The organism is Streptomyces sudanensis, from assembly GCF_023614315.1.
GTDB lineage: Bacteria > Actinomycetota > Actinomycetes > Streptomycetales > Streptomycetaceae > Streptomyces > Streptomyces sudanensis.
The window spans coordinates 3565787-3588030 of the sequence record NZ_CP095474.1 but is presented as its reverse complement, the minus strand read 5'-3'; the positions used below and the strand labels follow the sequence as shown (position 1 = coordinate 3588030).

The 22244-nt window shown below is 74.7% G+C and carries 3 protein-coding genes; all 3 read right to left on the bottom strand.

Annotated elements, in window-relative coordinates; genetic code table 11:
• Positions 1–36: 36 nt before the first annotated feature.
• The 3 genes from MW084_RS16600 to MW084_RS16590 all read right to left on the bottom strand — a co-directional run bounded on the left by MW084_RS16600 (position 37) and on the right by MW084_RS16590 (position 22068).
• Positions 37–246, bottom strand: coding sequence for an MbtH family protein (locus tag MW084_RS16600; RefSeq protein WP_010473305.1), 210 nt, complete (start codon positions 244–246; stop codon positions 37–39).
• 107 nt (positions 247–353) lie between these two features.
• Positions 354–8150, bottom strand: a complete 7797-nt coding sequence (locus MW084_RS16595; protein WP_010473304.1) for a non-ribosomal peptide synthetase — start codon at positions 8148–8150, stop codon at positions 354–356.
• Between the two features lie 61 nt (positions 8151–8211).
• Positions 8212–22068 carry a non-ribosomal peptide synthetase gene (locus MW084_RS16590; protein WP_275563656.1) on the bottom strand — a complete coding sequence of 4619 codons (13857 nt, stop codon included), beginning with the start codon at positions 22066–22068 and terminating at the stop codon, positions 8212–8214.
• Positions 22069–22244: the final 176 nt, after the last annotated feature.

The window sequence follows — 22244 nt, the reverse complement described above, 5'->3', positions numbered from 1 at the left end:
GGTCCGGCCGGGGCCCCGCCCCTCGTGTGCGCCCGCTCAGGCGCCCATGGCCTCGACGAGGCTCTTGGGCCGCATGTCGGTCCAGTGGGTGTTGATGTACTCGACGGCCTCGGCGCGGGAGGTCTCGGCCAGGGCGGTCTCCCAGCCGGCCGGCACCTCGGCGAAGGACGGCCACAGGGAGTGCTGGCCCTCGGCGTTGACCAGGACCAGGTAGGTGGCGTTCTCGTCCTCGAAGGGGTTGGTCATGGGATGTTTCCTTTCGTGTGTCCCGTCCGCTGTCCGCGGGGTGTGCCTGCCGTGGGTGGTCTGTCTGCCGCGGGCCCGGTCGCCGCGGGGTCTGCTCGCCGGACGGTCTACCTGCCCGGTGCCGCGGCCTCCGCGATCTCGCGCAGGCCGTCGCTGAAGCCCTGGGCGAGCCGTTCGACGGTCTCACGCCGGTGCAGCGCCGCCGAGTACGTCCAGGAGAACTCCAGGCGATCCCCGGACACACTGCCGGTGACGTCCAGGATGTTCGTACGCAGCTCGGCGGGCGCGTGGTCGCCGCCGGGGCTCGGCAGGAACCGGCGGTAGAAGCCGTCCCCGCCGTCCTGGCCGCCGAACTGCCCCAGGTAGTTGAAGGAGACCGGCACCATCGGCAGGTCCCTCAGTCCGGCCCGCTGCTCCTCGGTGCCCAGGTGGGCGAGGGCGCCGAAGCCGATGCCGTTGCGGGGCACCCGGCGGAGCTGCTTCTTCACGGCCGAGACCGTGCGGCGCCAGTCCGCGTCACCGGGCAGGTCCAGGGCGACCGGGTAGACGGTGGTGAACCAGCCGGCCGTGCGGGAGAGGTCGACGTCGTCGAACAGCTCCTCGCGGCCGTGGCCCTCCAGCTCCACCAGCACCCGGGAGGACCCGGTCCACTGCTGGAGGGTGCGCCCGAGCGCGGCCAGCAGCACGTCGTTGATGCGGCTGCGGAAGGCGCCGGGCACCCGCTGGAGCAGCAGGCGGGTGTGCTCCTCGGTCAGCGCCGACACGACCGTGTCCTGGGAGGCGACGGTGTTGTCGCCGCCCGGGTGGTCCAGCGGCACCTCGACCGGCGCGCCGTCCAGGACGGCCGCCCAGTGGCCGGCCTCCTCGTCGAAGCCGCCCTCGCGGGTGAAGTCCGCCAGGCGGTTCGCCCACTGCGGGAAGGAGGTCGACTTGGCCCCCAGGTCGGGCTGCTTGCCGGCGGCGAGCTGCTGGTAGGCGGTCGACAGGTCCTCCAGGAGCACCCGCCAGGTCACCCCGTCGACCACCAGGTGGTGGGCGGACAGCAGCATCCGGACGGGGCGGGCGGTACCGCTGTCGAAGGCGACCGCCTCGAACAGCGGGCCGGTCTCCAGCCGCCCGGCGGGCCGGGGGCGGTGCGCCCGCTCGTGGATCGCCGCGTCGAGGGCGGCGTCGTCCAGCCCGGAGGCGTCGACGGTCTGCCAGGAGCCCGTCGCGTCGCCGTGCGGGGCGATCCGCTGCCGCCACGCGCCGTCCTCGCGCGTGACGCGCAGCCTGAGCATGTCGTGCTGCGCCAGGAGGGCCTCGACGGCCCGCGGCATCAGGGCGAGGTCGACGGCCTCGTCGAGTTCGACGAGCAGCGTCATGTCGAAGTGCTCGGGCGCCTTGGGGTGGCTGTCGAGGAACCAGCTCTGCACGGGGGTGAGCGGGACCTCCCCGGTCACCGCGCCCTGCTCGGCCGCCGTCCCGCGGGACCCGCCCGACGGCGAGTCCCCGGCCGCGTCGAGCCCGGCCGCGAGCCCGGCGACGGTCTGGCGGACGAACACGTCCTTCGACGTCAGCTCCAGACCGGCCTTGCGGGCCCGGGACACCAGCTGGATGCTGAGGATGGAGTCGCCGCCGAGTTCGAAGAAGTTGTCCTCGACGCCGACGCGCTCCACGCCGAGCAGTTCGGCCCAGATGCCGGCGAGGGCGCGTTCCGTCGCGGTGCGCGGCTCCACGTAGGCGGCGCCGGCGAGGGCGTCGTGGGACGGCTGCGGCAGGGCCGCGCGGTCCAGCTTGCCGTTGGCGTTGAGCGGGAGCTCGTCGAGGAGCACCACGGCGGCGGGGACCATGTACTCGGGCAGCGCCGCGGAGGCCGCCGCCCTGACCTCGCGGGCGGTGACGCCCTCGGCCACCACGTAGGCGACCAGGCGCCGGACGCCGGGCGAGTCCTCGCGCACGACGGCGACGGCGTGCCGGACCCCGGGGGCCGCGGCCAGGACGGCCTCGACCTCGCCGAGCTCGATGCGGAAGCCGCGGATCTTCACCTGGTTGTCGGCGCGGCCGATGAACTCCAGCTCGTGGCCGGCCGTCCAGCGGACCACGTCGCCGGTGCGGTAGAGGCGGCTGCCGGCCGGGCCGAAGGGGTCGGCGACGAAGCGTTCCGCCGTCAGGTCGGGCCGCCCGGCGTACCCCTGGGCCACGCACGCGCCGCCCAGGTACAGCTCGCCGTGCACCCCGACGGGCACCGGCCGCAGCGAGGCGTCCAGCACGTGCGCCCGCACCCCCGGCATGGGGCGGCCGATCAGCGGCTTCTCGCCGTCCCGGATCGGCCAGTACACGCTGTTCACGGTGTTCTCGGTGGGGCCGTAGAAGTTGTACCCGGCGGTCACCCCGGCCGCGCGCAGCCGGGCGAGCAGGGCCTCGTCGAGCGCCTCGGCGCCGACGGTGACCACCTGCGGGCGGTGGCGGTCCTCGTCGAGCAGCCCGGCCGCGACGAGCTGGGTGAGGTACGAGGGGGTCGCGTCGAAGTAGTCGATGCGCCACTCGTGCAGGGCGCGGCACAGCTCCTCGGCGTCCAGCCGGGTCCGCTCGTCCACCACGTGCAGGTGGTGGCCGTTGAGCAGCCACACCAGGGGGTCCCAGGAGGCGTCGAAGGAGAACGCGGCGATGTGCGCGGCGCGCCGGGGCGTCCCGGGGTCCGGCAGCGCGTCGAGCACGACCGCGCGGTAGCCCTCGACCATGGCCCGCAGGTTGCCGTGGGTGATCACGACGCCCTTGGGGGTGCCGGTGGAGCCGGAGGTGTACATCACGTACGCGGGGTGGGCGTCGGTGAGCGGCCGGATGCGCTCGGCGTCGGTGAGCGGCGAGCCGTCGCCCTCGGCCAGGGCGGCGGCGAGGTCCCCGTCCAGGGACCTCACGTCCACGTCGGGGCCGAGCAGTTCGCGCAGCGCGGGCGCGCTCGGCTCGACGGTGAGGACGCTGTGCGGGCGGGCCTGGCCGACGATCGAGCGGATCCGCTCGTCGGGGTAGGCCGGGTCGACGGGCACGTAGGCGGCGCCGGCCCGCAGCACGGCGAACACGGCGGCCACCGCGTCCGCCGTGCGCGGCAGGACCAGGGCGATCCGGTCGCCGGGTCCGGCGCCGGCGGCGACGAGCCGGCGGGCCAGCCGGTTGACGCGGGCGTCGAGTTCGGCGAAGGACAGCGTGGTGTCCCCCGCGGTCAGCGCGGGCCGCTCCGGGTGCGCGGCGGCGGCCTCGGTCAGGCCGTGCAGGACGTGGTCGCGCCCCGTGTCGAGGGCGGGCCCGGACGCGGCGGCCAGCAGCTCGCCGCGGGCGGCGTCGGACAGCGGGACGAGGTCGCGCAGGACGCGGCCGCCGTCCTCGGCCATCAGCCGCAGCAGCAGCGCGAGCTGGTCGGCGAAGCGGGCGACGGTCCCGGGGTCGAACAGGTCGGTGTTGTACTCCAGCGCGCCCAGCAGGCGGCCGTCCACCTCCCCGAAGTCCAGGCTGAGGTCGAACAGGGAGTGCTCGCGGACCAGCGGGTACTCGGTGAGGGACAGGCCGTCGAGGCGCGGGGCCTCGCCCGGCGCGTTCTGCAGCGCCACGACCGCCTGGACCAGCGTGGGCCGCGACGGGTCGCGCTCGGGCGCCACCGCCTCCACCACCCGGTCGAAGGGCACGTCGGCGTGCTCGAACGCCTCCAGGACGGTCTCGCGGACGTCGGCGAGCAGTTCGGCGACGGTCGCCGACTCGTCGACGCGGCCGCGCAGCGCCAGGGTGTTGACGAAGAACCCGACGATGTTCTCCAGCTCGGCGCGCTCCCGGCCGGAGGTGACCGTGCCGACGGTGATGTCGTCCTGCCCGGTCCACCGGGACAGCAGGAGGCGGACCGCGGCGGTGAGCGTCATGAACAGCGTGGCGCCGTTCTCCCGGCCGAGCCGGTGCAGCCCCTCCAGGACGTCGGCGGGGACCGCGAAGTCGTGCACCGCGCCGGCCGTGCCGCGCACGGTGGGCCGGGGGCGGTCGGTGGGCAGCTCCAGCGGCTGGGCGCCGGCGAGCCGCCGCGTCCAGTGCTCCAGGGACTCGCGGAAGGCCGCCGAGGACTCCCTGCGGGTCTGCCACACGGCGAAGTCGGCGTACTGGAGCGGCAGTTCGGGCAGCCCGGCGCGGGCGGGCAGCTCACCGGCGGGCGTACCGGGGTGGGACAGCGCCGCCGCGTACAGGGAGCCGAGCTCCCGGGTGATCACCGACGTCGACCAGGCGTCGGTGACGATGTGGTGGATGCTCATGAGGAGCACGTGCTCCTCGGGGCCGAGCCCGACGAGCAGCAGCCGCAGCAGCGGGCCCTCGTCGAGCGCGAAGGGCCGCTGGACCTCCGCGGCGAGGCGCGCGTCGAGCTCCTGCCCGGACCGGCCGGACAGGTCCTCGAAGGGCAGCGGCACGGGCGCGGGCGGGCGGACGACCTGCACCGGGCTGCCGTCCCGCGAGACGAAGACGGTGCGCAGCGACTCGTGCCGGTGCACCAGGGCGTCCAGTGCCGCCTGCAGCGCCGTCCGGTCCAGCGGGCCGGTGAGCCTGAGCGCGCCGCCCGAGTTGTACTCGGAGCCGCCCGGCTCGAAGTCGTCCAGGAACCACAGGCGGCGCTGCGTGAACGACAGCGGCAGCGGCTCGTCGCGCGGTGCGGGCGTGATCCGGTCGGCGTCCGGGTCCTTTGCGGCGGCGGCGTCGATCAGCGCGGCGAGCCCGGCGATCGTCGGGCGGTCGAAGACGCTGCGCGGCGGCAGCCGCACCCCGAGCACGTCGGCGGCCCGGGACAGCATCCGGACGCTGCCGATGGAGTCGCCGCCGACCCGGAAGAAGTTGTCGTGCACGCCCGGGTCCTCCAGGCCGAGCAGCTCGGCCCAGATCCCGGCGAGCGCGGTCTCGGTGGGGGTGGAGGGGGCGACGTGGCCCGCGCCGGACTGGCCCGCCCAGTCGACGGCGGGCAGCGCCTTGCGGTCCACCTTGCCGTTGCTGGTCAGCGGGACCGCGTCGAGGAGGCAGAAGGCGGCCGGCACCAGGTACTCCGGCAGGAGCGCGGACAGCTCCTCGCGCAGGCCGTCGACGGTCACCCCGCCGGGCTCGGCCGGCACGACGTACGCGACGAGCCTGCGGTCGGCGCCGCGGCCCTGCACGTCGACGACGGCCTGCGCCACACCGGGCAGCCGCAGCAGGGTGCCCTCGATCTCGCCGGGCTCGACGCGGTGGCCGCGGATCTTCACCTGGCCGTCGGAGCGGCCCAGGAACTCCAGCTCGCCGTCGGCGCGGCGGCGCACCACGTCGCCGCTGCGGTACATGCGGGCGCCCGCCGGGCCGAAGGGGTCGGCGACGAACCGCTCCGCGGTCAGCGCGGCCCGCTGCCAGTAGCCGTGCGCCAGGCCGTCGCCCGCGATGTACAGCTCGCCGGGCACGCCGGGCCCGACCGGCCGCAGCCAGCGGTCCAGGACGTACACCCGGGTGCCCTCGATGGCGGTGCCGATCGGCGGGGTGGCCGCGCCGGACAGCGGGGCGCTCATGGTGGCGCACACGGTGGACTCGGTGGGCCCGTAGGCGTTGAACATCCGGCGGCCCGCGGAGAACTCCGCGACCAGTTCGCCGGAGGTCGCCTCACCGGCCACCAGCAGCGCCTTCAGGGGGCGCAGGTCCCGCGGGTCGAGGCTGGGCAGCAGGGCCGGCGGCAGCGTCACGTGGGTGACGCCGTACGTGTCGAGCGCCCGGACGAGCCCCTCGCCGTGGAGCTGCTCCCTGGGCAGCACCACGGAGGTGGCGCCGTTGAGGAGCGCCACGGTCAGTTCGGCGATCGCCGCGTCGAAGGCCGGCGAGGCGAACTGCAGCATCCGCGCGCCCGGGCCCACGTCCATGCGGGAGCCCTGCGCGGCGGCCAGCGCCGCGATGCCGCGGTGGCCGACCAGCACGCCCTTGGGGCGGCCGGTGGAGCCGGAGGTGTAGATCATGTACGCGGCGTCCTCGACCGTGGCGAGGTGCGGCGCGGGCTCGCAGGCCAGGACCTCGTCGCGCACCCGGTCGAGCAGGATCGGCTCGACCGCGTCCGGCAGGACCCCGGCGACGGAGCTGTCGGTGACGACCGTGCGCACCCCCGAGTCCTCCACGACGTACGCGAGGCGCTCGGCGGGATAGCCGGGGTCCAGCGGCAGGTAGACGCCGCCCGCCCGCATGACGCCGAGCAGCGCGGCCACCTGGTCGGTGCCCCGCTCCAGGCACACGCCCACGAAGTCGCCGCGGCGCAGGCCGCGGCCCAGCAGGTACGCGGCGAAGCGGGCGGCCCGGTCGGTCAGTTCGGCGAAGGTCAGGCGCTCGCGGTCGGAGACGACGGCGACCTCGCCGGGGTGGCGCGCGGCCTGCTCGTCGAGGAGTTCGCCGAGGGTGCGCGGAGCCGGGCCCGCCGCGCCCCGGCCGGCGTCGAGCGCCCGCGCGCGGCCGTCGGCGCCGAGCGGTTCGGTCTCCCGCAGCGGCCGGGGGTCGGCCGCCGCGGCCAGTGCCGCGCACAGGTCGCGGGCGAGCAGTTCGACCGTGCCCGCGTCGAACAGCTCGGTGGCGTACTCGATCTGCGCGTCCAGGCCGTCGGCGGTCTCCTGGAACTCGAAGGTCAGGTCGAAGACGGCGTGCTCGCGCCGCAGCGGGTGGGTGTCGACCTCCAGCCCGCCGAGGCCGGTCTGCTGCCCGCTGTCGAGGTTCTGGAGGATCACCGTGGCCTGCACCAGCGGAGGCGTGGAGGGGTCCCGCTCGTCCAGCACGGCGTCCACGACGGCGTCGAAAGGCACCTCGGCGTGGTCCAGGTCGGCGAGCACGTCGTCCTTGACCCCGGCGAGGAGCTGCCCGAAGGTCTGCCGCTCGTCCACCCGGCCGCGCAGCGCGACGGTGTTGACGAAGAAGCCGATCGTGTCGCGCAGCTGCGGGTCGTCCCGGCCGGCCACGACCGTGCCGAGGACCACGTCCTCCGAGCGGGTCCAGCGGGACAGCACCAGCCGCGCCCCCGCGACCAGCACCGCGAACAGGTTGGCGTCCTGCTCGGCGGCGGCCTGCCGCATCGCGTCGGCGGTGGCCTTCGGGACGTGGAAGAAGTGGGAGCCGCCGCCGGTGCCGCGCACCGGGGGCCGCGGCCGGTCGGTGGGCAGGGCCAGCGGTTCGGCCCCGGCCAGCTTGGTCCGCCAGTGCTCCAGGGAGCGCTCGTAGCGCTCGCCGCTGAGCCGTTCGCGCTGCCACACCGCGTAGTCCGCGTACTGCACGGCCGGCTCGGCGAGGCCGGCGGCGCCGGGCAGTTCGGCGACGGGCGCGTCGGGCCGCTCCAGCGCGGCCCGGTACAGCACGTCCAGCTCGGAGCGCAGCACGCCCATGGACCAGCCGTCGGTGACGATGTGGTGCATCGTCGCCAGCAGCACGTGCCGGCGCTCGCCGGCCCGCACCGCGTGGACGCGCAGCAGCGGCCCGGTGGCCAGGTCGAAGGGCAGGCCGTGGCGCTCGGCCAGCAGGGCGTCCAGGGCCTCCTCGCCGTCCGCCTCGGTGAGCTCGAAGAGCAGCGCGTCCTCGGCCTCCTGCGGCGGCCGGACGCGCTGCACGCCCTGGCCGTCCTTCTCGTGGAAGGTGGTGCGCAGCGCCTCGTGCCGCACGACGAGCGCGGCGCAGGCGCGGCGCAGCGCCTCGGGGTCGAGGTCGCCGCGCAGCTCCAGGCAGAAGCCGGAGTTGTAGTCCGCCCGCCCCGGCTCCAGCCGGTCGAGGAACCACAGGCGCTGCTGGGCGTACGACAGGGGCAGCTCGCCGTCCCGGGGGGCACGGGTGATCCTGTTGCGGTCCTTGCGGGCCTGCTGCGCCGCCAGCCGGCGCAGCATCTCCTGCCTCAGCCGTTCCTTCCGGTCCAGGGTCATCGTGCAGTCCTCCGGCGCTGGTGCGAGTGGTGCGGGTGGTGGTTCGGCAGGGGGGCCATGGTCAGTCCTCGTCCCCGAGTTCGGCGAAGACGGCTTCCTCGACGGCCTCCGCGAAGGCCCGCAGGGTCTGGTGGGTGAACAGCGCCCGGGTCGGCATCCGCACTCCGAGGGCGGTCTCCACGGCGCCGACGACCTGGATGCTGCGGACCGAGTCGCCGCCGATGTCGAAGAAGTTGTCGTGGACGCCGACCCGTTCGAGCCCGAGGATGCCCGCCCAGATCTCGGCGAGCGCCTCCTCGGTGACGGTCTCCGGGGCCTCGTAGCTCTCCTCGGACAGCCGGGACCAGTCGGGTGCGGGCAGCGCCCGGCGGTCCACCTTGCCGTTCGGCGTCAGCGGCAGCGCGTCGATGGGCAGCAGCACCGTCGGCACCATGTACGCCGGGAGCATCCCGCCGAGCTTGGTCCGTACGGCGTCCGCGTCGGGAACCGTCCCCGGCTCCTGGGGCAGGAGGTGGCCGACGAGCTGCTTGGCCCCGGACGGCGAGTCCACGACGGCCACGGCGGCGCGGGCGACGCCCGGGCAGTCGGCGAGGGCGTTCTCGATCTCGCCGAGCTCGATGCGGAAGCCGCGGATCTTGACCTGTCCGTCGGCGCGGCCGATGAACTCGATCCGCCCGTCGGCGTTCCAGCGCACCACGTCGCCGGTGCGGTAGAGGCGCCCGCCGGTGGAGAACGGGTCGGCGACGAACCGCTCGGCGGTCAGCGCGGGCCGGTTCTCGTAGCAGCGGGCCAGGCCGTCGCCCGCGAGGTACAGCTCGCCCGCCGCGCCGACCGGCACCGGCCGCAGCAGCGCGTCCAGGACGTAGGCGCGGGTGTTGTCCATCGGCCGCCCGATGGGCGTCACGGACGCGCGTGCCTCGTCGGCGGTGATCGGGGTGCAGGTGGCGAAGGTGGTCGCCTCGGTGGGGCCGTAGACGTGCACGACGGTGGTGCCGGGGCACGCCTCGGCGACCCGGGCGAACGACGCGGGCTGGGACGCCTCGCCGCCCGTCCACACCTCGCGCAGTCCGCCGAAGCACCCCGGGTCCTGCTGGGCGAAGAGGTTGAACAGCGCGGTGGTCAGGAACATCCCGGTGACGCCGTGCTCGGCGGCCTGGGCGCGGATGGTCTCGGCCGTCAGGTCGCCGACCGGGGCGACGGAGACGGCGCCGCCCGCGAGCAGCGGCGTCCACACCTCGTAGGTGGCGGCGTCGAAGGCGTGCGGCGAGTGGAACAGCACCCGCTCGTGCCCGCCCCGCCAGCGCCGGTCCCACGCCAGCGCCACGATGCTGCGGTGGCTGACGGTGACGCCCTTGGGGGTGCCGGTGGACCCGGAGGTGAACATCACGTACGCGGCGGAGTCGGCCGGCACCTGCGGCAGCGCGGCGGTGTCGTCGGCCGGGACGGCGTCGCCCGCCGCGTCGTACGTGACCACCGGTACCCGGGGGTCGACGAGCCGGTCGAGCATCGAGGTGTCGGCGACGACCGCCGCGGCGCCGGTGTCCTCCAGCAGCCACGCCACCCGGTCCGCGGGGAACGCCGCGTGCACGGGGACGTACGCCGCGCCCGCCTTCAGCACCGCCAGCATCGCCACGACCACCCGCGGGGAGCGCGGCATCAGCAGCAGCACCCGGGACTCGGGGCCGACGCCCCGCTCGCGCAGCACGCGGGCCAGGCGGTCCGTCTCGGCGTCGAGTTCGGCGTAGGTGAGCGGGCCGTCCTCGCCGATGACGGCGACCGCCTCGGGCCGCCGCGCGGCCTGCGCGGCGAACAGCTCGGGAACCGTGCCGTCGGGCACCTGGAAGGCGCCGCCGTCCTGGAAGGCGGCCAGGGCGGGGTCGCGCCTGGCCGGCATCCGGCCGAGGGGGCTGTCGGCGCCGTCGACCATCGCCCGGAGGATGTCGCCGAGGTCGTCCAGCAGGCCGCGGGCGGTCGACTCGTCGAAGTGCTTCGGCTCGTAGCCGAGGACCACCCGGACCCGGTCGCCGGAGTAGGCGCTGAGCGTGAGCGGGTAGTTGGTCGCCTCGTTGGCGTCGACGGCCTCCACGGTCAGGCCGTGGGCGCGGGCGCTGTCCTCGTCGACCGGGTAGTTCTCGAAGACCACCAGGCTGTCGAAGAGGGTGGTGTCCGCCGGCAGGTTGGCCTCCGCCTGGATCCGGGCCAGGGAGAGGTAGTCGTGGCGCCGGGACTCGGTCTGCCGGAGCTGGATGCCCCGGAGCCAGTCGGCGACGTTCTGCCCCGGATCGACCTGGATGCGCACCGGCAGGGTGTTGATGAAGATGCCGATGGTCGACTCGACGTCCGGCAGGTCGGCGGGGCGGCCGGAGGTGGTCGCGCCGAAGACCAGGTCGGTGCGGCCGGAGTACGCCGACAGCAGCAGCGCCCAGGCGCCCTGGACGACCGTGTTGACGGTGAGCCGGTGGCGCTTGGCGAAGTCGAGCACCGCGTCCGACAGTCCGGCCGGGATGTCGAGTTCCTGGCGCTCGGTGGCGCGTGCGGCGCGGACGTCGTCGGGGGTGCGGTCGTAGGGCAGGGGTACGGGGGTGTCGTAGCCGGCCAGGACCTCCCGCCAGTAGGCGTGGGCGGCCTGGGTGTCCTGCTGCGCCAGCCAGGCGTGGTACTCCCGGAACGCCGGACGGACCGGCAGCGTCCCGCCGCGGTAGGCGGTGAACAGGTCGGCCATCACCAGCGGCAGGCTCCAGCCGTCCAGCAGGATGTGGTGGAAGGTCCACACCACCTGCACCCGCGTCTCCGACAGCCGGAACAGCGCCACCCGCGACAGCGGCGCCACCGCCAGGTCGATGCCCCGCCGCTCGTCCTCGGCCGTGAACTCCTCCAGCGCCGCACGCTGCTCGTCCTCCGACAGCCCCCGCCAGTCACCGACCGTGACGGGCAGGACGGCTTCGCGCCGGACGATCTGCACCGGTTCGGCGATGCCCTGCCAGGCCAGCGTGGTGCGCAGGACGGGGGTGGCGTCCACAACCTGCTGCCAGGCACGGGCGAGTGCCTCGACGTCGGTGACCCCGTCGAGGACGAGGAGGGTCTGCTCGAAGTAGGAGGAGGAGTCGGGTTCGAGCAGGCTGTGGAAGAGCATGCCCTGCTGCATCGGGGTGAGCGGGTAGATGTCCTCCACCTCGCGCCCGTCCCCGGCCAGCCGGTCCACCTCCGCCTGCGTGAGCGTCGCCAGCGGGAAGTCCGACGGGGTGGCCCCGCCGGTGCCCTCCGCCACGCAGTGCCCGATCAGCTCCGTCAGCTCGGTCAGGAACCGCTCCGCCAGACCCGCGACCGTCGACTCCTCGTGCACGCCCTCCGCGTATGCCCAGTCGAACACCAACCGGCCGTCGACCACCCGGCCCACCACGTCCAGCAGGTGCGCCCGCTCCTCCTCGGCCGCGTACTCGCCGCCGGGTTCGAGGGGCGAGGTGCCGAAGAGGCCGCCTTCACCGGCCGAGGTGTCGAACTGGCCGAGGTAGTTGAAGCTGACCTTCGGGTCGGGCAGGGAGCCCAGCTCGCCGCGCAGGTGGCGCAGCGCGCCGTAGCCCAGACCACGGTTGGGGATCGCCCGCAGCAGCTCCTTGGTGTGCTTGATCTGCGTGTCCCAGTCCTCGTGCGCCTCCAGCGCGACGGGGAACATCGTGGTGAACCAGCCCACCGTCCGCGACAGGTCCACCCCGTCGAACAGCTCCTCACGGCCGTGGCCCTCCAGGTCCACCAGCAGCCGCGACCCGCCGGCCCAACCGCACAGCACCCGCGCCAGAGCAGCGAGCAGCACGTCGTTGACCTGCGTACGGTACGCACCCGGCACGTCCTGGAGGAACCGGCGCGTCAGCTCCGCCGGCAGCTCCGACCGCACCGTCCGCTGGGCACCCATCAGGTTCGCACCCTCACCGTCCACCGGGACGTCGGAGGGGACGCCTTCGGTCAGGGCGGTCCAGTAGGGCAGTTCGGCGTCGAAGCCGCCCTGCTCGGTGTGCTCGGCGAGTCGGGCCGCCCACTGCTGGAAGGAGGTGGTCTTCGGCCCCAGCGGCTCACGCCGGCACGCCGCGTCCAGGTCCTCCAGCAGCACCCGCCACGACACACCGTCCACCACCAGGTGATGCGCCGCCAGCAACAACCGCGACCCACCGCCGTCACCCGCGTCGAAGAACACCACCCGCACCAGCGGACCGGCCGCCAGATCCAGCGACGACTGCACCCGCACCGAGTGCTCCCGCACCACCGCATCCAGCTCCGCACCCGACAGGCCCCGCACGTCGACCGTCTCCAGCACCCGGCCCGCGTCCTCGAAACCGGCCACCGACAGACGCCCGTCCACCACCCGCAGACGCAGCATGTCGTGCTGCCCCAGCAGCACACCCACCGCATCCGCCAGCACACCCGCGTCGAACCCCGCCCGCACCTCCAGCAAAACCGCCATGTTGAAGTGGTGCGGCGCCACCGGATGCGAACCGAAGAACCAGTCCACGATCGGCGTCACCACCACCTCACCCGTCACCGCACCCTGCTCGGCGGCCGGTACGGCGCCCTCTCCGGGGGCGGCGGCCGCGGCGAGTCCGGCGACGGTCTGGTGGGCGAAGACGTCCTTGGAGGTGAGGTGGATCCCCTCGCGGCGGGCGCGGGAGACGAGCTGGATGCTCAGGATCGAGTCGCCGCCCAGGTCGAAGAAGTTGTCGTGCACACCGACCCGCTCGACCCCCAGCACCGACGCGAACACCCCCGCCAGCGTCCGCTCCACCTCGTCGCGCGGAGCGACGTACGCGGCGTCCTCCGTGGCCCAGACGGGGTCCGGGAGCGCCTTGGTGTCGGTCTTGCCGTTGGCGGTGAGCGGGATCGCGTCCAGGGTGACGACGGCCGCCGGGACCATGTGGGCGGGCAGGGCCTCGCCCACGCCGGCGCGCAGCTCGGCGGCGTCCGGGGCGGCGCCGTCCTCGGGGACGACGTAGGCGACGAGCCGCTTGGACCCGGGCCGGTCCTCGCGGACCGCGACGACGGCCTGCCGGACGCCCGGCCGGGCGAGCAGCGCGGCCTCGATCTCGCCGAGTTCGACGCGGAAGCCGCGGATCTTCACCTGGTTGTCGGCGCGGCCGACGAACTCCAGCTCGCCGTCGGCGCGCCGGCGGACCAGGTCGCCGGTGCGGTACATGCGGTCGCCGGGCGCTCCGTGGGGGTCGGCGACGAACCGGTCGGCGGTCAGGTCGGGGCGGCCCCAGTAGCCGCGGGCCAGGCCCTCGCCCGCGACGTACAGCTCACCGGTGACCCCGGCGGGCACCGGCCGCAGGAAGGCGTCCAGGACGTACACCCGGGTGCCCTCGACGGCGGTGCCGATCGGCGGGGTGCCCGCGCCGGACAGCGGGGCGCTCATGGTGGCGCACACGGTGGTCTCGGTCGGCCCGTAGGCGTTGACCAGGATGCGGTCCCGCGACCACCGGTCGGCGAGTTCGCCGGGCAGCGCCTCGCCGCCGGTCGCCAGGACGGCCAGGCCGGGCACCTCCCGCGGGTCCATGGTGGGCAGGACGGCGGGCGGCAGGAGCGCGTGGGTGACCCCGAAGTCCCGGACGACCTCGGCGAGTTCCTCGCCGGCGAGCTTGTCGCGGGAGGGGGTGACGAGGGTGGCGCCGTTCAGCAGGGAGGCGGTGATCTCGAAGACCGCGGCGTCGAAGCTCGGCGAGGCGAACTGCAGGGTGCGCGAGTCCGGGGTGACCCGCATCCGGTGGAGCTGGGTGCGGGCGAAGTCGGCCACGCCCCGGTGGGTGACCACGACGCCCTTGGGGCGGCCGGTGGACCCGGAGGTGTAGATCATGTACGCGGCGTCGTCGAGGCCGGGCTCGGGCAGCGCGGCGCCGTCCGCCACGGTGTCGCCGGTCAGCTCGTCCAGCAGGAGCTGCCGCTCGGTGCCGGGGATGGTCCCGGTGAGGGAGCGCTGGGTGACGACGGTGCGGACGCCGGAGTCGTCGACCATGTACTGGAGGCGGTCGATCGGGTACGTCGGGTCCATCGGCAGGTAGGCCGCGCCGGCCTTCATCACGCCGAGGTAGGACACGACCTGCGACGGGCCGCGCTCCAGGCAGACGCCGACGAACTCGCCGCGCCGCACGCCCTGGGCGCGCAGCGCGCGGGCGACCCGGTCGGAGCGGGCGTCCAGCTCGGCGAAGGTCAGCCGCTCGTGCTCCCCGAGGAGCGCGACGCGCTCCGGGTGCCGCGCGGCCTGCTCGGCGAAGAGGGAGACCATGGTGCCGGCGGCCCCGGCGGTCCGCCGCGCGGAGCCGGTCAGGGCGGCCCGCTCCTCGGCCGGGGTCAGCAGCGGCACGGCGGCGACCCGGCGCCCGGGCTCGGCGACGAGCGCGGTCAGCAGGTGCACCAGCCGGTCCAGGAGCCGCCGGGCGGTGTCCGCGTCGAAGTGGCGCGGGTCGTAGCGCAGGTGGAAGCCGATCCTGGCGCCGTCGTAGGCGACCAGCATCAGCGGGTAGTTGGTGGCCTCGTTGGCGGTGACGGGCTCCACGGTCAGGCCGTGGGCGCGGGCGCTGTCCTCGTCGACGGGGTAGTTCTCGAAGACGACCAGGGTGTCGAAGAGGGTGGTGTCCGCCGGGAGGCCGGCCTCCGCCTGGATCCGGGCCAGCGGCAGGTAGTCGCGGCCGTGGGCCTCGGTCTGGCGGAGCTGGATGTCCTGGAGCCAGTCGGCGACCCGCTGGTCGGGGGTGATGCGGACGCGCACCGGCAGGGTGTTGATGAAGATGCCGACGGTCGACTCGGCGTCCGGCAGGTCGGTGGGCCGGCCGGAGGTGGTCGCGCCGAAGACCAGGTCCGTCTGGCCCGAGTGGGCCGACAGCAGCAGCGCCCAGGCCGCCTGCACCACGGCGTTGACGGTGAGCCGGTGGCGCTTGGCGAAGTCGTGGACGGTGTCGGACAGTTCGGTGCTCAGGTCGTCGACGAGCCGGGCGGTGGAGCGCGCGGCGCGGACGTCGTCGGGGGTGCGGTCGTAGGGCAGGGGTACGGGGGTGTCGTAGCCGGCCAGGACCTCGCGCCAGTAGGCGTGGGCGGCCTGGGTGTCCTGCTGCGCCAGCCAGGCGTGGTACTCCCGGAACGCCGGACGGACCGGCAGCGTCCCGCCGCGGTAGGCGGTGAACAGGTCGGCCATCACCAGCGGCAGGCTCCAGCCGTCCAGCAGGATGTGGTGGAAGGTCCACACCACCTGCACCCGCGTCTCCGACAGCCGGAACAGCGCCACCCGCGACAGCGGCGCCACCGCCAGGTCGATGCCCCGCCGCTCGTCCTCGGCCGTGAACTCCTCCAGCGCCGCACGCTGCTCGTCCTCCGACAGGCCCCGCCAGTCACCGACCGTGACGGGGAAGGCGGCCGAGCGGTGCACCCGCTGGACGGGCTCGTCCAGGTCCTCCCAGGCCAGGGAGGTGCGCAGGACGGGGGTGGCGTCGGCCACCCGCTGCCAGGCGCGGGCGAAGCCCTGGACGTCGTCGACTCCGTCGAGGACGAACATGAGCTGCTCGAAGTAGGAGGAGGAGTCGGGTTCCAGCAGGCTGTGGAAGAGCATGCCCTGCTGCATCGGGGTGAGCGGGTAGATGTCCTCCACCTCGCGCCCGTCCCCGGCCAGCCGGTCCACCTCCGCCTGCGTGAGCCTGGCCAGCGGGAAGTCCGACGGGGTGGCCCCGCCGGTGCCCTCCGCCACGCAGTGCCCGATCAGCTCCGTCAGCTCGGCCAGGAACCGCTCCGCCAGACCCGCGACCGTCGACTCCTCGTGCACGCCCTCCGCGTACGCCCAGTCGAACACCAGACGGCCGTCGACCACCCGGCCCACCACGTCCAGCAGGTGCGCCCGCTCCTCCTCGGCCGCGTACTCGCCGCCGGGGTTCAGCTCGATCGACTCGTACAGGCCGCCCTCGGTGCGCAGGTCGAACTGGCCGAGGTAGTTGAAGCTGACCTTCGGGTCGGGCAGGGAGCCCAGCTCGCCGCGCAGGTGGCGCAGCGCGCCGTAGCCCAGGCCACGGTTGGGGATCGCCCGCAGCAGCTCCTTGGTGTGCTTGATCTGCGCGTCCCAGCCCTCGTGCGCCTCCAGCGCGACCGGGAACATCGTGGTGAACCAGCCCACCGTCCGCGACAGGTCCACCCCGTCGAACAGCTCCTCACGGCCGTGGCCCTCCAGGTCCACCAGCAGCCGCGACCCGCCCGTCCAACCGCACAGCACCCGCGCCAGAGCAGCGAGCAGCACGTCGTTGACCTGCGTACGGTACGCACCCGGCACGTCCAGCAGCAGCCGGCGCGTCAGCTCCGCCGACAGCTCCGACCGCACCGTCCGCTGGGCGCCCATCAGGTTCGCACCCTCACCGTCCACCGGGATCCGGGCCCCGGCTCCCGCGGTGGCCTCGGTCCAGTACGACGTCTCCGTGTCGAAGCGGCCCTCGGCGGCGGCGGTCGTCAGCAGGTGCGCCCACTGCTGGAAGGAGGTGGTCTTCGGCCCCAGCGGCTCACGCCGGCACGCCGCGTCCAGGTCCTCCAGCAGCACCCGCCACGACACACCGTCCACCACCAGGTGATGCGCCGCCAGCAGCAACCGCGACCCACCGCCGTCACCCGCGTCGAAGAACACCACCCGCACCAGCGGACCGGCCGCCAGATCCAGCGACGACTGCACCCGCACCGAGTGCTCCCGCACCACCGCATCCAGCTCCGCACCCGACAGGCCGCGCACGTCGACCGTCTCCAGCACCCGGCCCGCGTCCTCGAAACCGGCCACCGACAGACGCCCGTCCACCACCCGCAGACGCAGCATGTCGTGCTGCCCCAGCAGCACACCCACCGCATCCGCCAGCACACCCGCGTCGAACCCCGCCCGCACCTCCAGCAAAACCGCCATGTTGAAGTGGTGCGGCGCCACCGGATGCGAACCGAAGAACCAGTCCACGATCGGCGTCACCACCACCTCACCCGTCACCGCACCCTGCTCGGCGAGGGTCCGCCCGGCGCCGGTGGGGACGGCCACGGTCGCCAGGCCGGCGACGGTCTGCCGGACGAAGACGTCCTTGGAGGTGAGTTCCAGTCCCTCCTTGCGGGCGCGGGAGACGAGCTGGATGCTCAGGATCGAGTCGCCGCCCAGGTCGAAGAAGTTGTCGTGCACACCGACCCGCTCGACCCCCAGCACCGACGCGAACACCCCCGCCAGCGTCCGCTCCACCTCGTCGCGCGGAGCGACGTACGCGGCGCCGGCCGTCAGTTCGGCGGCGGGGGCGGGCAGGGCGCGCCGGTCGACCTTGCCGTTGCTGTTCAGCGGCATGGCGTCGAGGACGATCAGGGCCGCGGGGACCATGTACTCGGGGAGCCGCTCGGCCAGCCGGGCCCGGCAGCCCTCGACGTCCAGGGGGCCGTCCAGGTCCCGCTCGGCCACGACGTAGGCGATGAGCCGCTTGCCGCCGGCCTCGGTGCCGTGCACCACGACCGTCGCCTCGCCGATCTCCGGGAGCCGCAGCAGCGCGGCCTCGATCTCGCCGAGCTCGATGCGGAAGCCGCGGATCTTCACCTGGGCGTCGACGCGGCCGACGTAGTCCAGTTCGCCCCGGGGCGTCCAGCGCACCAGGTCGCCGGTGCGGTAGAGGCGCTCCCCGGGGGCGGTCGGGTGGGCGACGAACCGCTCCGCGGTCAGGTCGGGGCGCCCCCAGTAGCCGCGGGCCAGTCCGGCGCCGCCGAGGTACAGCTCGCCGACGACCCCGACGGGAACCGGCCGCAGGAAGGAGTCGAGGACCAGGGTCCGGGTGTCGTCGAGGCCGGTGCCGATGGGCAGCGTCTTCGCGTCGCGCTCGTCGGCCGTGTAGGCGTGGACGGTGGCGAAGGTGGTGGTCTCGGTGGGGCCGTAGCCGTTGCAGATCACCAGATCGGGGCAGGCGTCGGCGACCTTGCGGACGGCCTGCATGTTCGCGGCCTCGCCGCCGGTGATCACCGCGCGCATCCCGGAGAAGCACTCCGGCAGCTGGTTGGCGTACAGGTTGAACAGCGAGGTGGTGACGAACGTCGACTGGACGCCGCGGGAGCCGACCAGCGCGCCGAACGCCTCCGCGTCGAGGTGCTCCGGCGGGGCGACGACCACGCTGCCGCCGTTCAGCAGCGGCACCCAGATCTCGAAGGTCGCCGCGTCGAAGGCGTGCGCGGAGTGGAACAGCGTCCGCTCGTGGCGGCCGTCGCGCCAGCGGCTGTCGAGGGCGAGCCGGGTGATGTCGTCGTGGGTGACGCCGACGCCCTTCGGGGTACCGGTGGAGCCCGAGGTGAACATCAGGTAGGCGAGCTGGTCGGGGTGGCGGGTGGCGGTGCTGTCGAGCGGCTCCCGCGGGCCCTCGGCGGTCGGCCTGCCGCCCTCGTCGAGGACGATCAGGGGCAGCCCGGTGTCCTGCGGCACCCGGTCGGCCGACGCCTCGTCGGCGATCACGCAGACCGCTCCGGCCTGCTCGATCAGCGCCCGGACCCGCTCCGCGGGGTGCCCGGAGTGCGCCGGGACGTAGGCGCCGCCCGCGCGCAGCACGGCCAGCATGGAGACCACGACCTGAACGCCGCGCTCGAGGACGAGGACGACCGGCGTCTCGGCCCGCACCCCCGCGGCGCGCAGCCGGCGGGCCAGGTCGTCGGTGCGGGAGTCGAGCTCGGCGTAGGTGAGCTCCTCGGCGGTGCCGACGAGGGCGGTCGCCTCGGGCGTCCTCGCGGCGATCTCCGCGAACCGCTCGGGGACGCCGGGCACCGTGTCCCGCGGGGCGTCGCCGGACCACTGCGCGAGCCGGTCCCGCTCGTCGGCCGACAGCAGGTCGAGGGCGGCGAGGGGCAGCCGCGGCTGCGCGGTGGCGGCGGCGACGAGGCGGCGCAGCCGCTCGCCGAGGCGCCGGGCCGACGCCTCCTCGAACAGCTCGGTGTTGTACTCCAGGGCGACGCGCAGGGCGCCGTCGCGCTCCTCGTACTCCACGACCAGGTCGAACAGCGAGCGGGTGCGCGGGAGCAGCACCTCGGAGACGTCGAGGCCGGGCAGCTCGACCCGCTGGGGCAGGGTGTTCTGGAGCACCATCATGGCCTGGAACAGCGGGGTGCGGCCGGGGTCGCGCTCGGTGACCAGTTCCTCGACCAGCCGGTCGAAGGGGAGCTCGTGGTCGAAGGCGTCCCGCACGGTGGTGCGCACGTCGTCGAGGAAGGACACCACGGTGTCCGTGGTGCGCGGCCGGGAGCGGATGACGACGGGGTTGACGAAGAAGCCGACCAGGTCGTCGGTCTGCTGGTGCTCCCGGCCCGCCGAGGCGACGCCGAGGGCGACGTCGCGGGTGCCGGACGCGGTCGCCAGCAGCAGCTGGGTCATCGCGGTGAGCGTCATGAACAGGGTCGCGCCCCGGCCGCGGCCCAGCTCCTTCAGGGCCTCGGTCTCGGCGGCGGTCAGCTCGAAGCGGTGCACCGCGCCCCTGGTGGTGCGGACCTCGGGGCGCGGCCGGTCGGTGGGCAGCGCGAGCGGCTGCACCTCGTCCAGCTGCCGCTCCCAGTAGGCGAAGCGGTCCGCGGCGGCGGCGCGGTCCCAGCCGCTTTGCTCCCAGGCGGCGAAGTCCGCGTACTGCACGGCGAGTTCGGCCGGTGCGGCGGCCTTCGGGTCGGTCGCGGCCCGGTAGAGCGCGGCGAGGTCCCGGGTCAGCACGTCCAGCGACCAGCCGTCGCTGACGATGTGGTGGGTGCTCAGGACCAGCACGTGGTCGTCGTCGGCGAAGCGCACCAGCACCGCCCGCAGCAGCGGGCCGGCCGTGAGGTCGAACGGCTTCTCCACCTCGGCGAGCAGCAGCGCGTCCAGCGCCTCCTCGCGGTCGGCGCCGGACAGGGCCGACAGGTCCTTCTCGTCGAGGGCGAGCGGGGCGTCGGCGGGGGCGTGGACCCGCTGGACCGGGTGGCCGCCCTCCTCGTGGAAGGTGGTCCGCAGGGACTCGTGCCGGGCGAGCAGCCCGCGCAGGGCGGTGCGCAGCGCCGGCACGTCGAGAGCGCCGGCCAGCCGGTAGGCGCTGCCGGTGTAGTACTCGGTGGAGCCGCCCTCGTACTGGTCGAGGAACCACAGGCGGCGCTGCGCGGAGGACAGCGGCAGCGGGCGGTCGCGGTCGGCGCGCGGTATGCCGTCGTCGGCGGAGGCGGCGGTCAGCCCCTCGGCGGCGAGCTGGGCGACGGTGGGGTGGGCGAACAGGGCGCGCCGCTCGGCCCTGACGCCCAGCCGCGCCTCGACGCGCGACAGAGCGTGGACGGCGCGGATGGAGTCGCCGCCGAGGTCGAAGAAGTCGTCGTGGACGCCGACCCGGGCCACGCCGAGGACCTCGGCGAACACCTCGGCGACGGCCTCCTCGGTGGCGTCGCGGGGGGCGACGTACTCCCCGACCAGGTCGCCGAGGGACGGCTCGGGCAGCGCGGCGCGGTCGATCTTGCCGTTGACGGTGAGCGGCAGCGCGTCCAGCGTGACGACGGCCGAGGGCACCATGTAGTCGGGCAGCTCGCGCCGCAGGGCGGCGCGGACCGCGGCGGGCGCGGGCGCGTCGGACGTGTCGTCCGGGACGGTGTACGCCACCAGGCGGCGGTCGCCCGGGCGGTCCTCCCGGACCACGGCGACGGCGTGGGCGACACCGGGCAGCCGCATGGCGGCGGCCTCGATCTCGCCGAGCTCGATGCGGAATCCGCGCAGCTTGACCTGGTCGTCGACCCGGCCGGCGAACTCCAGCCCGCCGTCCTCGGTGCGCCGCACCAGGTCGCCGGTGCGGTACATGCGCGTCCCGGCGGGGCCGTACGGGTCGGCCACGAAACGTTCCGCCGTCAGGTCGGGGCGGCCCCGGTAGCCGCGGGCCAAGCCCTCGCCGGCGATGTACAGCTCGCCGGTGGCGCCCGCCGGGACCGGCCGCAGGCGCGCGTCCAGGACGTACACCTCGGTGCCCTCGACGGAGGTGCCCAGCGGCGGGATGCCGCTGCCGCTCATCGGGGTGCTCATGGTGGCGCAGACGGTGGCCTCGGTCGGCCCGTAGCCGTTGTACATGCGGCGGCCGCGCGACCACAGGTCGACCAGCTCGCCCGGGCACGCCTCGCCGGCCACCATCAGGGCGGCGAGGCCGGGCAGCTCCTCGGGGTCCATGGTGGGCAGCACGGCGGGCGGCAGCGTCGCGTGGGTGACCTCGAAGTCCCGCATGGCGCGCGCCAGTTCGGCGCCGGCCAGGCCGCCGCGGTCGAGCACGACGAGGGCGGCGCCGTTCAGCAGCGACTTGGTGACCTCGAAGACGGCCGCGTCGAAGCTGGGCGAGGCGAACTGCAGCACCCGCGAGTCGGGCGTGACCTCCATCCGCTCCCGCTGCGTGCGGGCCAGGTCGGCGATGCCGCGGTGGGTGACGACGACGCCCTTGGGGCGGCCGGTGGAACCCGAGGTGTAGATCATGTACGCGGCGTCGTCGGGGCCCAGCTCCACGGCGGGCGCGCCGGCCGTCGCCGTGTCGTCCAGCTCCGCCAGGAGCAGCCGCCGCGGGCCGTCCGGCACCCGCTCGGCCACGGACGGCTGGGTGATCACCAGGCCGATCCCGGAGTCGTCGGTCATGTAGCGCAGCCGCTCCGCCGGGTACGCCGGGTCCAGCGGCACGTACACGCCGCCCGCCCGCATGACGGCGAGCATCGCCACGATCACCGCGGTGCCGCGCTCCAGGCACACGCCGACCGGCGTCCCCCGCCGCACCCCCCGGTCGTGCAGCACGGCGGCCGCCCGCGCCACGCGCGCGTCCAGCTCGGCGTAGCTCATGGACCCCGATTCGGCCGTCAGCGCGGTCGCGTCGGGACGGCGGGCCACCTGTGCACCGAACAACGCCGGGAGCGTCCGGTTCTCCGCGGGCTGGGCAGAAACCACGGTTGCTACTCCTTCGAGAGCTGCACGCGCCGCGGTATCGGTCCGGCGCGAGCCGAGGAACCGCACGCCGGTGCGGCTCCACGTGAGGGGGGAGGGCAGGGCCGTGCCGCCGGCCGGGCCGGCGGCACGAGGAGGGAACTGGAGGGGAGGAAGAGGTGAGGGAGGGCGGCGGCCGG

Bases quoted from the DNA above. Each gene is read 5' to 3' on its own strand.
- MW084_RS16600 (WP_010473305.1), bottom strand. From the start codon at position 246: ATGACCAACCCCTTCGAGGACGAGAACGCCACCTACCTGGTCCTGGTC.
- MW084_RS16595 (WP_010473304.1), bottom strand. From the start codon at position 8,150: ATGACCCTGGACCGGAAGGAACGGCTGAGGCAGGAGATGCTGCGCCGG.